Annotated in this window: 7 protein-coding genes; 3 read left to right on the top strand and 4 right to left on the bottom strand. The window is 70.0% G+C overall.

Annotated elements, in window-relative coordinates:
* Positions 1-323: 323 nt before the first annotated feature.
* Complete coding sequence (locus ACIQ7Q_RS20030) at positions 324-1067, top strand: NUDIX hydrolase (protein WP_403863440.1); 744 nt, start codon at positions 324-326, stop codon at positions 1065-1067.
* Between the two features lie 2 nt (positions 1068-1069).
* On the opposite strand, the gene ACIQ7Q_RS20025 is transcribed toward ACIQ7Q_RS20030, so the two are convergent.
* Positions 1070-1489, bottom strand: a complete 420-nt coding sequence (locus tag ACIQ7Q_RS20025; protein WP_403863437.1) for a hypothetical protein — start codon at positions 1487-1489, stop codon at positions 1070-1072.
* Between the two features lie 205 nt (positions 1490-1694).
* Here ACIQ7Q_RS20025 and ACIQ7Q_RS20020 point away from each other — a divergent pair, with 205 nt between their 5' ends.
* Both ACIQ7Q_RS20020 and ACIQ7Q_RS20015 read left to right on the top strand, forming a co-directional pair.
* Positions 1695-2549, top strand: a complete 855-nt coding sequence (locus ACIQ7Q_RS20020) for a helix-turn-helix domain-containing protein (protein ID WP_403863617.1) — start codon at positions 1695-1697, stop codon at positions 2547-2549.
* The gene (locus tag ACIQ7Q_RS20015; protein ID WP_403863434.1) at positions 2546-2746 is read left to right on the top strand and encodes a DUF397 domain-containing protein; all 201 of its coding nucleotides are present in this window, start codon (positions 2546-2548) and stop codon (positions 2744-2746) included. The genes ACIQ7Q_RS20020 and ACIQ7Q_RS20015 overlap by 4 nt, the downstream gene beginning before the upstream one ends.
* A gap of 70 nt (positions 2747-2816) precedes the next feature.
* On the opposite strand, the gene ACIQ7Q_RS20010 is transcribed toward ACIQ7Q_RS20015, so the two are convergent.
* From ACIQ7Q_RS20010 to ACIQ7Q_RS20000, 3 genes are read right to left on the bottom strand one after another with little or no spacing between them, the layout of a single operon-like run.
* Positions 2817-7238, bottom strand: a complete 4422-nt coding sequence (locus ACIQ7Q_RS20010; protein ID WP_403863430.1) for an Eco57I restriction-modification methylase domain-containing protein — start codon at positions 7236-7238, stop codon at positions 2817-2819.
* Entirely contained in the window at positions 7235-10249 is a 3015-nt protein-coding gene (locus ACIQ7Q_RS20005) for a helicase-related protein (RefSeq protein ID WP_403863427.1), read from the bottom strand. The genes ACIQ7Q_RS20010 and ACIQ7Q_RS20005 overlap by 4 nt, the downstream gene beginning before the upstream one ends.
* Positions 10246-15483, bottom strand: a complete 5238-nt coding sequence (locus tag ACIQ7Q_RS20000; protein ID WP_403863424.1) for a DEAD/DEAH box helicase — start codon at positions 15481-15483, stop codon at positions 10246-10248. Before ACIQ7Q_RS20000 ends, ACIQ7Q_RS20005 begins: the two co-directional genes overlap by 4 nt.
* Positions 15484-15693: the final 210 nt, after the last annotated feature.

Below are 15693 nucleotides of genomic sequence, written 5' to 3'. Positions count from 1 at the left end.
AACCGCAGCAGGTTGCGCTCCTCATCCGCGGTCCGGTTTCGCGCTCGGGGCACGCCAGGCGCGTGATGCGGAGAAGCCCTGGGCGAACACACTTACGGTTACATCCTCTTGGGCATGTGATGCCGGCATGCGCCCCAGAGTTCCGGGCCCTGCTCCCGTCCCAACAGGCACGACGCCCATACAGGCACCGCTGTACCGGTGCACACCCTGCACTGGGTGGGTAACTCCCCGTGCCCTTGCGAGGCGGCCCGTGTTCTCCCAGGTGGTCGGCCAGTCGTGTCGGACGGCGGGACGCCGATCGCAGCGGGTCCTACGATGGGCCGGTGACCGAGACGCCGCCCCCCGTGGGCGTTGACCTCTTCGAGGTTGACCGGCTCTTGCTGGCCGAAGCCGCGGAGCCGCCGGTGCCGTCCCGGGATGCTGAGGCCCGGGACCGGGTGTGGGACATGGCAGTGCGGGCCAACCCCGCTCTCTTCGACGGGCCGGTGGTGGCCTGTGGAGGTCTGGAGTGGACCGGGCCGCGCGTTCTGCGTCTGTCGTGGGTGCGTGTGACGTACCGGCACTACGCCTTGCGTCGCGTTCCCGGCGCCGCCGCGCTGCCCTCGTTGTTCGTGAACGTCGTCCAGCCGACCGACGACGGCCGTGTGCTGGCAGCGAGGATGTCGCCCTCCACGGCCGCCCCGGGCCGCTGGCAGCTGCCAGGGGGGTCTGTGGAGCCTCCCCCGGACGGGACGGTACTGGACGAGCCGGCACTGGCCGGCCAGGCCGCGCGGGAGCTGCTCGAGGAGTTGGGGAATGGCGTACCCCCCGAGGACCTGAAGCTGTGGATCGTCACCCGCGGCGGGAACGGCAGCGTCGGCCTGACCTACCGGGCACCGCTCCTTCCCGAGGTAACGCTGCGTGCGGACTTCACCGCTGCCGCGGCAGCCGAACGCGCCCAGGGCCGCGAACCTGAACTCGACGCCATCGCCCTGGTGCGCTCAGCAGACGAACTTGCCGGTCTGTCCGGTCCTCATGCCGACTACCTGGAGCCGATCGTCCGCCGCTGCTTCTCCGGGCGCCGCTGAGGTCAGACACGGGCGAGGAAGTCGCGTCCCCGTTCGTCGAGTTCCGCGACGCACAGCAGGCCAGGGGCACGGAAGCGTGCCAGGTCGCCGCGCATGCGGGACACCGCCTTGCGGATGCGGGCCGAGCGGACACCGCCCATGTGGTCGATGGCCCGGTGCCAGGTGGCGCACGCCTGCTCGATGTTGCCGCGCTTGAGGTGCATCTCGGCGCCCGCGACCAGGTCCAAGGAGACGATGTGGACGTAGGTGTCCGCAGGGCGGGCCGTGGCTGCCAGTGCGTACTGCTCGGCGGCGGCCCAGTGGTCGCCCAGGGTCTCGTACTGCCGGTCTCTGCCAGGTCCAGGCAGTGCTCGGGGCGGTGCAGCTTGAGACCCTGCATGGCCATCGTGCGCATGAGGGTCGATCGTTTTGCAGTACTGCACGACTCCGTTCGAGCCCTGGCTGCCCGACCACCTCCAGCAACCACGGGGGTTTACGGGCCGCTCTCGGCCCTAACGGCACGACACCCATACAGGCGTGGCTGTATCAGTGCACACTCGGACTGGGTGGGTAACTCCCCGTGACCTTGGGTGGGCTGAGCGGGGTTGAGCAACGCCTGGACACGTGAGCACGGGAGGCGCGGCGGCGATGAGGGCGGACCACGGCGGAAACGGCGGCACGAACGGCAGCGAGGCGGAACTCTCGGACAGTCTCAAGACCTTCGGTGTGGTCCTGAAGGCGCTGCGGGAGGAATCCGGCCTGACGCAGGAGGAGTTCGCCCTGCGGGTGCGGTACTCGGCCGCGTACGTCGCCAAGATCGAGCAGGGCAAGCGGTTCCCGCCGGTGGACCTGCCCGCGCGGGCCGAGGAGGTACTGGGACCGGTCGCGCACAAGGTCCTGACGGCGGCGGCGAAGAGCCTGACGCGGAGGGCGGTGCTGGCGTCCTGGTTTCGACAGTGGGCGGAGATCGAGGAGGAGGCGATCTCCCTCTACGCTTACGAGTGCCGGGCGGTTCCAGGGTTGTTGCAGCCGGAGGGATACATCCGGGCAATCTTCGACCGGCGGCTTCCGCCAGCCTCCGAGGAGCAGATCGAACGCGAGGTCACGTCTCGGCTGGACCGACAACACCTCATTTCCGTCAACCAGAACACCGCGTTCAGCTTCGTCATCGAACAGGGTGTCCTGGAGCGACGTATGGGGGGACGCGAAGTGACCAGGCAAGTCATCAGCCACCTCATTGAGATGAGCGTGCGACGCAACGTCGAGATCCAGATCATGCCCACAATCCAGGAGGAGCACTGCGGCATCGACGGTCAGTTGTACCTGGCCGAGACGCCTGCTCACCAGTGGATCGGTTACACCGAAGGGCAGCGATCAAGCAGCCTGATCTCCGCACCCAAGGACGTGAGCGTCCTGCTCCAACGCTATGGCAAGCTGCGTTCACAAGCCCTGGACTGCCGGGCTACCGTGAAGCTGCTGGAACAGATGCGAGGAGCCCTATGAGCACCACCGACGAGCTGAGCTGGTTCAAGAGCAGCTACAGCGGCAGCGAGAACGACAACTGCGTCGAGGTCGCCCTGCGTCCCGAGGCGGTCCACATCCGCGACTCCAAGGACACGGGCATCAGCCCTCTCGTCGTCACGCCTGCCGCATGGGCGGCGTTCGCAGCCCTCGCTGCAGGCTCACCTCTGCACGTCTGAACCGTATGTGATGTTCACGGGCGGGCACGGGAGAAGATCCCGTGCCCGCCCGTTGGTCTGCACCAGCGCCCTACTCTTCTTTGTCCTCGCCGAACATGTTGAGCATGCCGAGCTGTATGTCGGCGCCCTCGACCTCGTCCAGGCCGAACAGGCCTCCGCCCAGTTGGTCGGGCGCGGACTTGCCTCGGCGCTTCTTCTTGGCCGCCGGTGCGGTCGGGCGCTTCGGGGGGCCTCCTGCCGGGATGACGCGGGTCAGCGGGCTGGTGCCTGGAGGGTGGCGCGGACCCTGAGCGGGAGGCGGGGTAAGGGAGGGGTGGGTGAAGGGCCGTCCTTCGGCCATCGCCTCGTAGACACGGACAATCTCGTTCTTGGTGTCCTCGAAGACAGCGGGCTGCTTGTTCTTGAACGCTCGGAAGCTGTCCAGGACCAGGTCCACGTCCGCGCGCTCGATCCCGTACAGGTGGAAGTACGCGGCGTCCAACTCCGCACGCATCAGGAACCGGCGCATCTCGTCCCACACAAAGGGCGGGCCCTCGTCACCGAGGTACTTCGCCCAGGGGGCCATCTCGTACGAAGTGTAGGTGAGTTCGAGAACTCGAGGGCGGATCCAGTCGGCGAGGAGGGCGTCTTCGGTCCAGGGGGCTGAAAGGTCATAGACGGTGGGGGGCAGGACCGGGAGCTGCTCAAGTACGAAGTACACCAGGGAAGCGCCGGTGTACTTCTGCTTAGCCACGAAGTCCAGCACTCTGCTACTGAGGTTAGCTAGCAACATTTCCGGCCACTTCGGGGGGAACATCAACGGAAACTTGTGGCCTACTGCAGTCCTCGGCAACACGGACGCGATCACCGTCCGTTCGTCTGACCATCGACAGATGTCGCGCCAGCCCATCAACCAATTGTGCGTCCAGGCCTGACGTTGCTTGGCCAGGTTTTCGGCGAGATTGCCCTCAACCTCACTTTCAGCGACCCAGCGCCGAGGCAGAGGCAAGGACGCGGGATCTTGGTGAGCATCTGTGTCGAGCCGGGGCAACGTCCCCTTGTTGATCTGCGCCTGGGTCGCGTTCTCGTACGTGGCGAAACGACTGTCGTATTGGTGCAGCATCCGGCCCTCGTAAAGAGGAAGGTAGCGAGCCGCGCCATCCGTAAATACCGTGCCGCATCGCCGGTGATCGACGGCGAGAGCCTCCAACTTGCGATAGCTATTGGTATTTTCGCACATACGCATAAAGGGCGCCGAACCCAGCCGCCAAGGGTCCGCAGGCCCACCACTAACGTGCCGTCGCAACAGTGGGACCTGCTCGTGCACAGCTTCCAGCACGCCCAGATGCTCAGCGCTCTCGCAGGCAGGCGCCGTCCGCGTGTTCGGATTGATCCGTTTGAACCCCTCCTCGTCCAGCGTGAACTCCCGAGCATCCAGCTGATCCGGCCGCCGCGCCCGGAACGCAAGCCGCACAACCGGGTGATGCTCGGCGAGATCACGGCCCGCCATGGTGAACAGGCAGAACGCCACACGGTTCGTGACCGCCGGAAACAGCTTCTCCTCGTTCTCCATGTCCAGCACGGCCACCATCTGCCGCTTCTCCACCAGATCCGAGAAGAACGCCGCCGTCGTCTTGTCCGTGGCGATCCCCGTCGGCAGGACCAGTCCCGCCATGCCCTCCGGGCCGATCAGCTGCCGTGCCTTCTCCGCGAAGACCGCGTACGTGTTCACGTCACCGAAGCCGGTCTTCGGGAACAGCCCCGCCTTCCGGTACATGGCGACCTGGCCCTTGGACTCCCGCTGGTCGAACTGGTACTCCGCGTACAGCCCGCGGTCACCCTCGTTCGGGCGGCCCTCTTCGTCCAGGCTCGTCGCCAGCGCCTCGATCATGCGGTCGCGGATGCTGGCCGTGGCCGCCGCGGCGATGTTCTCGTCGCGCGCCGCGAACCACTCCTTCTTCTGGATCTTGACCCGTTCCCACGGCGGATTGCCCAGCACCGCGTCGAAGCCGCCCTGCCAGCCGGTCCCCGGGTTGAAGTCCTCGGCGTCGGAGTCCTCCACCCGGAAGACACGCGGGAACTCCAGGTGCCAATGGAAGAACTGGTTGCGGCGGACGATGTCCTTGAGCATCAGCTCGGCCGCCTCGTCCTCCAGCGGCCCGTCCTCCTTGTCCTTCTCCACGGCCCGCAGCACGTCCGTCGTGATCGCCGTGGGGGCGCCCTTGTGCTTGGGCCACAGGAACGACGCGCACCACACGTCCGCGACCCGCTTCATGTGCCGCAGCTCGGGCTGCTTCTCGAACTCCCGGTGCGCGCGGGCGTGCCGGCGGACCTCGTCCAGGCTGTGGTCTCCGATCTTCGCTACCTTCTCCGCCTCCACCCGCACCGTCGCCATGCTGGTGCGTACGACCGCCTCGTTGAACGGGAGCTGCGACGCGCCCTTCCGTTCCTGGTCGTTGCGCCGCTTCAGCTCGGTGACGACCTTCTGCTCGTCGCCCTCCAGCTTCTCGAAGGCGCCGTCCGGGACGACGCCCTGCTCGAGGACTGCGGGCGTCGCCCCCAGCAGGGCGTTCCCCGTCTTGATCCGGTCGTCGAGATACGCGAGCGGCTCACCGGGGGTGAGTGACTCCAGCCACAGCGACACCTTGGCCAGTTCGGCGGCGAGCGGGTTGATGTCGACGCCGTGGACGCAGTGGCGTACGACCTTGGCCATCGCCTCGCGGACCAGCTCCGGCGCCGGCTGGCTCTCTCCGTGGTGCATCCCCGCGTACCGCAGCGCGATGCGCCGGGCGGCTGCGACCAGCATGTGGCCCGATCCACAGGCCGGGTCGACGAAGTTGATCCGCAGCAGGTGGTCCGGGACACCGGATGCGGCGTACTTCTCTATGACCGGGTCGAGCGCGTTGTCGAGGAGCTTCTCGATGAGGGACGACGGGGTGTAGTAGGAGCCTGTCAGCTTGCGCTTGTTGCCGGCGACGAGGTCCTTGAGCTCGAACAGCTCGTTCTCCGGCTCGCGGGCGGGGACGAGTTCCAGCAGGGACTCGTAGACGCTGCCCAGTTCCTCGGCACCCAGATGCCGGTAGTCGACGCGGGTGGTGCGGCCCTTGTCCTTGATGCGGGAGAGCAGGCGCACCGCTTCCAGCAGGCGCTCGTTGGGGAGTTTCGCCGCGCGCAGCGGCTCCGGGCTGCAGGGGAGGCGGGTGGACTGGCCGTCCTGGTCGATCTCGTCCGGCTCGGGGAGGTAGTAGAGGCCACCGAGTTCGGGCAGCGCCAGCGTGGGTTCCCCGCCGATGGTGCCGAGGGCGTCGAGGACCCGCTTGAGGCCCTGCCACAGGTCGGTGTGGTGGTCGCCCTTCCGGCGGGAGGCGATCCGGCGCAGGCGGGCGGTCGAGAAGTAGCGGGCGTAGCGCTCGCGGGCCGCCTGGTTCGCCTTCGCCTCCGCCTTGGTGGCCTTGCGGCCGGGGTGTACGAGCAGCGCATCCCGGTCCTCGGCGACGAAGAGGAAGATCAGCTGGTAGGCGAGGCGCAGCAGCTCGTGGTGGAAGTCGTCGAGGGCACGGCGGCCTCCGGCGGTGATCGCCTCGGCGAGGGCCGGGTTGTTCTGGAGAAAGCCCGTGCCGAGGACGTTCAGCGCCTTGGCGACCTGGTCGCGCAGGAGGTTGCGGGAACGGATGCCGGTCTCGACGGCGAAGTCGCGCCACCATTCGAGGCGGCAGTCCGCGGGGGTCAGCGGGAGTTCGTCGGGTGCCGCAAGGACGTCCCCCTCGTCCTCGCCCTCCTCGTCGGCCTCTTCCTCGTCCTCCGGCGCGGCTGCCGACGCGCCCCGGCGCTTCTTCTCCGGCTTGGGCACCAGTTCCAGGCGGGAGGCGTGGAGCAGGGCGTACATCAGCAGGAAGTCGGAGAAGTCCCCGCCGCCGAAGATGGCTTCGAGGTCGAACTCGACGTAGGCGGAACCGACGAGGGCCGTGGAGTCGCGCAGCAGGCGCAGCACCTTGCCGTTGGAGAGGATGCCCCACAGGTGGTCCGGGGAGGCGTTGAGCAGCTCCTGCATCATCGACTGCGGCACGCGGGCGCTGCCCGCCGACCAGCGGTCCAAGGGGGTGGTCCAGCCGAGCAGGTGGACGGGGAGGTGGTCCTGCCACTGGTGGCTGACCCGGTACGGCTCACGGCCGGGCAGCGTGATGCCGCCGCGCCGGGGTGCGAGGCGGCCGTAGCCCAGCTCCTCCAGGAGGGTGAGCAGCCAGACGCGGGTCGCCTTCGTCGGGTCGGTCTTGCCGTCGAGTTCCTTCAGCTCCTCCTGGAGCGAGGTGTATGCGGCGCGCAGCGCGTTCCACTTGCGGCTCGCGGCGTCCTCGATGCGCACGCCGCGCCCGAGCCCGTAGTCGGCGGGGGCGCTGCCGGGCAGTTCGGGGTCGCCGGCGCGGATCTTGGCGAGGAGGTCGGCGGAGAGCAGGCCGCCCTCGACGCGTACGGCGGCGGAGGCGGGGAGGCGGTCGGGAGCGAGGGCGGTCACCGGTCTCCTCCGGGGGCGGGCTGCTGTGCGGCCGGGGCGCTGAGGTACACGTACACGCCGAGCAGGTCGGGTTTGCCGGACGGTCGGACGTCGATGCGGCGTACGGCGGCGGCGCCGCGCTCGCGGCCACGCTGGCCGGCGGCTTCGCGGACCCGCTGGTGGGCGTCGCGGAGGCGGTCCGCGAGGAGCTGTCCGCGGGCCTTCAGGTGGCCGTTGATCTCGTCGTCGCCGAGCTCGTCGGCCGCCCGGGCGGCCTGCTGGTCGCGCAGGGCGGGCAGGGTGTTGAGGTCGGGGGTGGCGGTGAGCAGGGCGGCGGTCTCCTCGTCGGACAGCCAGGCGCGGCTGCCGTCGTCACCGGTGCGCCAGGCGAGGACCTGGGCGTCGTCGGCGACCAGGACGCGTGGTTCGTCCGTGACCGTGCGGCCGGGAAGGGTGAGGCGGAAGCGGTAGCGGGCGAGCAGCAGGACCGAGCGGCGGTCGACGGCGGCGGTGCGGATCACACCGAGGCGGCGGGCGGGGCGTTCCTCGGGCGGCAGGCCGGTGTCGACGGCCGCGTCGAGGAGGTAGCGGGCGAGGGCGCGCACCGCCGGGTCGGTGCGGGACAGGGCGTGTTCGCCGCGGGCGACGGGGAGGTCCTCGCGGAAGACGAGGTCGCGGGCGGCCGTCTTGGCGCGGCCCTTGGCCTTCGCCCTGGCCGCTCCGCCCGGTGCGGCACTCTGGTCGGCGTCCTCGTAGAAGCCGAGGGCGTGCTTGAGGCCGGTGGGCAGCGGGTCGACGGGGGCTTTGAAGCCCCGGCCGCGGGCGTCGCCGATCGGCTGGGCGCCCAGCTGGGCCAGGGACTCGCGGGTGAACGTGGCGATGTCACCGGGGTCGCCCAACGCCTGGCGCAGCGCGTCCAGTTCGGCTTCCACCTCCTCGGGCCGCAGACCGGAGTGGGCGAACTTGGTGAGTACCTTCGACTCCCGTTCGGCAGCCGACTCCCACTCCTTGTGGAGGGCCTCGCGGGCCCGGCCGAAGTCGGGGTCGTCCTCGAAGTCGAGAGTGAGCTGGCCCTCCGGCTGCCGGCCGCGCAGCAGCAGCGCGCTGGCGAGGGCTTCGAGGACGCCCCGGCCCTGGTCGGGGACGAGGACGGCCACACCGGTCTGGTCGGCGATGTCCTTGTGCTTCTGGATGAGCACCTTCAGGACGAGGCCGTCGATTCCGGTGTCCGTGTCGTAGACGGTGATCTCGCGAACACGGCGGCGGGGCTGGCCGAACCGGTCGACGCGGCCCGCGCGCTGGAGGTGGCGGGTCGGGTTCCAGGACAGGTCGTAGTGGATGACGGCGCCGAAGTGCTCCTGGAGGTTGACGCCCTCGGAGAGGCAGTCGGTGGCGACGAGGACGTGCCGGCCGCGCCGGGCGGTCAGCTCGTCGACGCGGGCCTGCCGGGCGTCGGGATGCAGGGTGCCGGTGACCGCCTCCACGCTGGCGCTGCGGCCCAGTTCCTCCTTGAGGTGCCGGGCCACGTACTCGGCGGTCGGGATGTAGTGGCAGAAGACGATCGGGTCATAGCCGTCGACCAGTTGCCGCTTGACCCGGTCGACGAGGGTGCGCAGCTTGGCGTCGGTCTCGGGGCCGGCGAGGGCGTCCGCCCGGTCGGCGAAGTCGGCCAGGGCCTGGGCCTCGCTCGTGCGCCCCTTGGGAGGCTTGCCCGGGGTGGCGCTGTCCTCGTCGGGGAGCGAGCCGGGCACCACGTCCATGCCCTCGGCGGTCTCGTCGTCGGTGAGTTCGAAGGCGGCGGCCCGGCCCAGCTTGTCGGCCTCGGCCGGGGTGCGGGTGGCGGCAATCAGGGAGCGGGTGCGCAGGGTCGCGGCGGCCGCGGCGGGCGAGGACAGGACACAGCGCAGCAAGGTGAGCGCCGTCCACCAGGACATGCGCTGGTGGTGGTCGCCGTCGGCGCCGCGTACCTGATGGCGGGTGTAGGCGAGGATGTCGGCGACGAAGCGGGCGTAGTCGGTGTCGAGCCGGTAGAGGGCGTCCTGGGTGTCCCGGTCCTCGGGGAAGGGCGTGTCCTGGCCGACGTACCGCTTGATGTCGTGGCGGCGGCGCTGCACGAAGTGGCGGGCCAGCTTGTCGCGGTCGGCGGACCGGGTGGTGTCCAGGGTGCGCAGGGAAGGGTCGAGGAGACCGGTGAGCTTCGCGAACGCCTGCGGGTCGCCGCTGTGCGGGGTGGCGGTGACCAGGATGAGGTGGCGGTCGCGTTCGGTGCGGTCGGCGAGCGCGGAGAGCAGTTCGTACCGCTTCTGCTGCTCGTTGCCGCCCGTTCCCACGCAGGTGTGCGCCTCGTCGACGATCAGCACGTCCGGGCAGTGGTGGCGGAACGTGTCGCGGCGCTCGTCCTGCTTGATGAAGTCGGTGGAGACCACCGTGACCGGATAGTGGTCGAAGATCGACCGGTCGGGGTCGTCGATCGCCTTCTGCAGGCGTGCGGCCGTGGACGGCAGGACCAGCTCGGGGTCCATGCCGAACTTGTCGCGCAGCTCGCGCTGCCACTGCTCGGCGAGCGAGGGCGAGCAGAGCACGGTCATGTTGCGGGCGGAGCCCTGCTCCATGAGTTCCCTGGCGATCAGCGCCGACTCGACGGTCTTGCCGATGCCCACGTCGTCGCCGATCAGGAGGCGTACGGGGTCCATGCGCAGCGCCATCATGAGCGGCACCAGCTGGTACCGGCGCGGCTCGACGGCGACGGCGTTGAGTGAGCGGAAGGGGCCCGCGCCCGCGGTGGAGGCGATGCGCAGAGCGGTGCGCAGCAGCGAGGCGGACGCGAAGTCACCGGCTTCGCCGGGCAGGGCGGGAGGACGGCCGAAGCCCGGCTCGCTGACCTCGTCGGGGAAGAGGGCGGCGACGAACTCCCGGTCCCCGTCCAGGGGCTGGGCGAGAACCAGATCCTCGGTGGTGCCCGGAAGGACGACCCAGTCGCGGTCCCGGGCGCGCACCAGGGTGCCGGGCGCACGCTCGACCGTGGCACTCATCGGTCGCCTCCCCTGTGGTCGCGGCCGATGCCGAAGACGTCCGGGTATGCGCGCACGGTGTCCTTCCAGTCGGGTTCGGCTCCGGCCCTGATCACCAGCCAGCCGTCGTCCATCATGCGGTACTCGTCCTGCTCGCCGAGCCGGCGGGCGCCGTCGTACTCCAGGAACACCGCGACCTCGGCGCCGGGGAGGTGGTAGACCACGTCCGCGACCCCGGTGGCCGTCTCGTCGGGGGTGCGGTGGCCGCCGTCCGCGAGGAGGCGTACGAACGCCTCGACGGGTGTGTCCGGTACCGGTTGCCGGTGAGGAGCGGGTGCCGTCGAAGGCTCCGGGCGGGACTCGTCCCTCGTCAGGGACCGGGCCAGTGCCACCAGCCACGGCGCGGCCCGGTGCCGGTCGATGCGCCGGTGGAAGCCCTGGTTGGAGTACGACAACAGGCAGTCGTAGCAGCCGAGTTCGCAACGCTCGGCCGCGCCGTCCGCCCGGTCGAGGTCCTTGCCGTCCTCGTCGTAGTGGATGATCCGCAGGGCCTCCCGCGCCACCAGGGCGAGGGCTTTCTTGTCGTCGTACAGGCGGCGCAGCACGCCCGCTCCGCCCTCGGCGCTCTCGACGAAGAGGGTCCGGCCGTGCCTCTCGGCGTCGGGGAGGTCCTCGCTCTCCAGCTCCGAGTCCTCCAGCTGGAAGTGCGCCTCGATCCCGCGCTCCAGCGCGTAGCGCAAGGAGACCGCGGTGATGTCGTCGACCGGCTCGGCCAGCCTCATCACGGCGATGTTCTTGGTGTCCTGGGCATAGGGGATGACCTGGAGGGTGCGCTGCGCCCGGTCGAACGACGCCAGCGACTCCTCCTCCGCGGACTCCTCCTGGGCCAGGCGGGCCGCCTTGCTCTCCGACAGCCACCTGCCGGTGACCGGGTCCAGCCAGAACCCCTGGCCCGATCGGTCCTGTGCGTCGCGTTTGCGATAGCCGAGGTTGAGGACACGGACGCTCGCCGAGTCCCCGTAGGCGACCTCCGCCAGCGGCGCCCCGTCCGCGCCGCGTACTTGGGCCTGGTACACGCCGCCGGGCGAGTACCGGTAGACGGTCCGCAGGTGGAAGCCCCGCTTGAGGCGCTCCTCCTCGTCGGAGGAGATCCGGCGGCGGGGCTCGGCGTGCACCTGCGTGAGCTGCATCAGCTTCGGCAGGGTGCGGTGGAGCGGGACGGCGCAGTTCTCGCATCGGTCGGCGCCCTCGAGCCGGTCGTGCCAGTAGCCGCAGGCCTCGCAGAGCCTGACGTCACTCGTCGCCACCTGCCCGGGTCGGTCGCCCATCGGGACGGTCACGCGGTCGATGGTGTAGCGGTTGCCCTCGTGGTAGATCAGCGCGCCGGGCCCGAACTCGCCGATCGCGATGAAGCGGGGGCGCTGGATGTAGGCGCCGTTGCGCTGCCCGTACATTCCGGCGGAACGCTCGCCGGGGACGTAGGCCGCGAGGGGCAGGCGGGGGAAGGAGTAGCCGGGCAGGAACCCTTCGGAGGCGAAGTATCGGTAGGTGTAGAAGTCGCTGTACGACGCGCTGTCGGCCTCGTTGCGCAGCAGCTTCAGCTGGTTCTCGGCCTCGGCACGCCGGCCTGCCGCGCGGTCGCGGTCCCTGCGGCTGAGCGAGAGGTCGTTGGCCCGGCGGTGCTGCTGCTCGACCTCGCTGCGTGCGGTGCGGTACAGACGGCGCCAGCGCTCGCAGGCCTCGTGGAGACTGCCGAGCGCCTGACGGACGGTGCGCTCGACCCAGCCCTCGTACCACCAGGAGGACTCCGAGAGCTCGTCACGTAGGGGGGCGAGGACCTCGGTGGCGCGGCTGATGGCGCGCAACCGGGCGGTCTCGCTGTCAAGGTCGTCGCGTACCCGCGGCAGCAGGTCCAGCGGCCACCGGCCGTCCGCGTCCGCCGTCTCCGCGTCGAGCACGTCAGTGAGGCGGCTGCCGAGGTGGACGCCCGTCTCGGCGAGCCAGATCGAGTGGACGTGGGAACGGATCAGTTCCTCGTTGGCCAGGTCGAGCCGGGGCGGAGTAACGCTGCCGGACACCATGAGACCCGGGCGGCGGAAGTAGTACTGGTCATGAGGGGAGCCGGTCGAGCAATAGGTGGTGACGAGCGCCGGCTGGCCACTGCGGCCGGCACGTCCGGAGCGCTGGGCGTAGTTCGCCGGGGTCGGCGGGACGTTGCGCATCCCGACCGCGTTCAGCTCGGCGATGTCCACGCCCAGCTCCATCGTCGGCGAGCAGTAGAGGATCTCCAGGTCGCCTTCACGGAACGCGTCCTCACGGAGGCGGCGGGTCGTGGAGTCCACCTGTGCTGTGTGCTCGTGCGCCCTTATGCCGGTGAGCCCGGCGGCCCCGGCGCGGTAGAGATCGCGGAAGTACGGGTTGACGCGGACGTCGGCCTCCACGTCGGTCACCTTGCGCACCGGGTCCGGTTCGGGCCTCGTACCGTCGCCGGGGAGCCAGCGCAGGGCGGAGGCGCGCAGCTGGTGGCCGTAGGAGCCGTCACGCTCCTCCTGGACGACGGCGAGCAGCCCGCACTCACGCAGCACCCGCATCAGATCGCGGATGACCGCGTCGGCGTCGGCGACCGGAATGCGCTTGCCCGCCTGGCCGGGGAGGGCGGCGAACTGGCCGATGCGGCGCAGGTAGCGGCCGTATCCGCCGAGACCGCTGAGGTGCACGGTGTCGGCCGCCGCGCCGGTCTGACCGCGGCCCGCGTAGGCCAGGCGGGAACGAACCCGCGGTTCACGTGCGGACAGGGCCCAGGGGGCGACGAGATGCGTCTCGCTGATACTGCCGAGCCGGTCGAATCCCTCCTGAGTGAGGCACTCCACCTCCACGGCGAGGGAGCGCCGCAGTTCGTCGAGGAGATCACGGGCCAGTTGCCCGCGGTGGGCGGCCGTGTCGCCGGTGAGGAGTGGATGGCAGCCCTCCCAGCACTCGGGATCTTCCGCAATCTCGGCGAGGGACGTGTAGTCGAAGCGCAACAGGCCGGTCTGGGAGAGGTTGGGCATGGTGACACGCCAGCCGCGCTCCAGGTCGGCGTAGACGCGGTAGGCGAGTACCTCACGCAGAGCGGAGTGTGCGAGGTCGCGCTGGTGGAACTTGGCGGTCGGCACCCTGGCATAGGTCTCCAGCGGGAGGGCGAGGGTGTCGAACACGGCTTGGGGCAGCCGGTCGTAGGTCAGTCCTTGCTCCCCCGCGGTCTCCAGGGCCCGGTACAGGGCACCGCGCACCTGGCTCACCAGGGCGAAGTCATTGAAGTGTCCGGCCTGGAGGCTGGCGTCCTGCCGGTTGTCGACGAAGGTGAGGAGTTTCCGTGCCTTCTTCGTCAGGTCTGGCTGCTCGCGCAGGGACCGTACGACGCGAGAGCTGATCAGGGAGACGGCGGAGCTGCGGCCTTCCGCGGAGAAGGTGCCCAGCTTGGCGAGGTCCTTGAGCCGCAGCTGCTCGTACGAGGTGCGGCAGTGCAGGCAGAAGCGGAACGGGGCGGCGATCCACCAGGCCCGCAGGCCCGTGCCAGGCTCCGTGGCCCGGCCGTCCGGGCCGATCCACACCTCCTCGGGAAGATCACCGGACCGGGCCTTCAGGACCGTCGACCGGCCGTCGTCGTCCGTCTCGACCCAGCTCGCCGGGAGGCGCCGGAACACGGCGTCCTCGTCATGCGCGTCGGGCCAGGGCCGGTCGCCGCTGACATAGAGGAATCCGTCGCCGTCGGCGGCCGGGGCGTCCGGGTCCTCCCGGGCCTCGAACACCATGCCTTCGTGCTCGGCGGGGCGGGTGACCACCAGGTACTCCTTGCCGCAGTCACGGCAGAAGTGCAGGGGGACGAGCGGCTTGTCGCGGTGGTCGGGGACGCGGGTCTGGTACTGGCTGGTGAGGTGGCGGTGGCCGGGCGGTTCGAGGCTGACATAGACGGTGTCACCCTTGGACAGGAACTGGTGCAGCCGGAAGGCGAACAGGGGCCTCTCCAGTTCCCGGTGCTTGGCTTTCGCGCCGACGTGCAGCACGGTCTCGATGGCCCGGTGACAGACCTCGGCGGGCTCCCCGCTCGCGTCACCGAGCAGGGCGGACGCCTGTGGAATCGTGAGCGGAGGGCGGCGGACGAGCCGGCCACTGGGCTCCTCGACGGCCAGCCCCACGGTGTCCTCGACCCAGACCGCGAGGGGGTCGCGGCTCAGGGCGTTGTACTCGGCCGGGAGCTCGTGGGGCGTGGCGGCAGCGCGGCGCACCGCGTCGGCCAGGGGCTCACGGGGGTGAACCCCGGGCACGGCGTCAGGACCGGGGTCGGTCGAGCGCTCCAGAGATTCGCCGATGACGCGGTCCGGCCGGATCTCCGTGCCGAAGAGGCGTGTGGCGACCTTGGCGATCTCCTCGCGGGCCTCTGCGAAGGTCACGCCGGTGGCCATCGTGGCCGAGGTCCCGATGCACTGGAGGTCGGGCGCTTCGCAGGCGTCCCGCAGCCGGCGGACGAGGAGGGCGACGTCGGCTCCCTGGCGGCCGCGGTAGGTGTGCAGCTCGTCGAGGGCGAGGAAGCGCAGGCCCCGGGCGGCGCCGATCAGCTCCCGCCGCTCGTCGGGGCGGGTGAGGAGGTACTCCAGCATCACGTAGTTGGTGAGTAGGATGTCCGGCTTGTTCCGCAGGACCTGGAGTTTCTGCTCGGAGTCCTCCTGGCCGGTGTACCGCGCGAAGGTCACCTTGCGGCTGCCGTCGGGGACACCCCACGTGAGGTACTTCTCCAGCTCGTGGAGCTGACTGTTGGCCAGCGCGTTCATGGGATAGACGACGATCGCCGAGATCCCGTCGGGATTCGGGTGCCGCAGTACCCGGTCGACGATCGGGACTATGTAGGTCAGGCTCTTGCCCGAGCCGGTGCCCGTGGTCAACACGTAGGAGTCGCCGCGATCGGCCGCGGTGATGGCTTCACGCTGGTGCCGGTGGAGGGAGAGCGTGCGGCTCCCGGGGTCGTTCGGGTGCTTCTTGTGCCGGAAGTAGTCGCGGCACATCGGATGGAGCAGCCCCTCGTCGCACATCGCCGCCACGGTTCCGGCGCTGCGGAAGGTGGGGTTCAGAGCGAGCTTGGGGTCGGGCCAGCGGGTCTTGCGTTCGCGCTCACCGGCAAGGTGAGTCTCGATGTCCGGGTCCCGCACGGCGACGAGGGAGCTGGTGAACGCCTCGTACTCGGCGATGAGGTCGTGGTGAACACCGAAGACGTCCATCGATGGCTCGGCCCCCTTGATCTCGCTCCCTCACACTGCGGCCGAGCTCCGCCACGTGTCGGGAGCGCACGGCAACCGGGACAGCCTACTGCCCCGGGTAGTGCCTCTTCCCGGGAATGGTCGGCCCACATGCCCGGTGCCGTACGTAATACCGGACACGGTGCCCCCGCACCATGATTCACTGCGTGCCGTAGCGACCCCGGTGAGTGC

It is taken from the genome of Streptomyces sp. NPDC096176, assembly GCF_044763255.1.
Taxonomy (GTDB): Bacteria; Actinomycetota; Actinomycetes; order Streptomycetales; family Streptomycetaceae; genus Streptomyces.
This window is presented reverse-complemented; position numbering and strand designations above follow the sequence as displayed.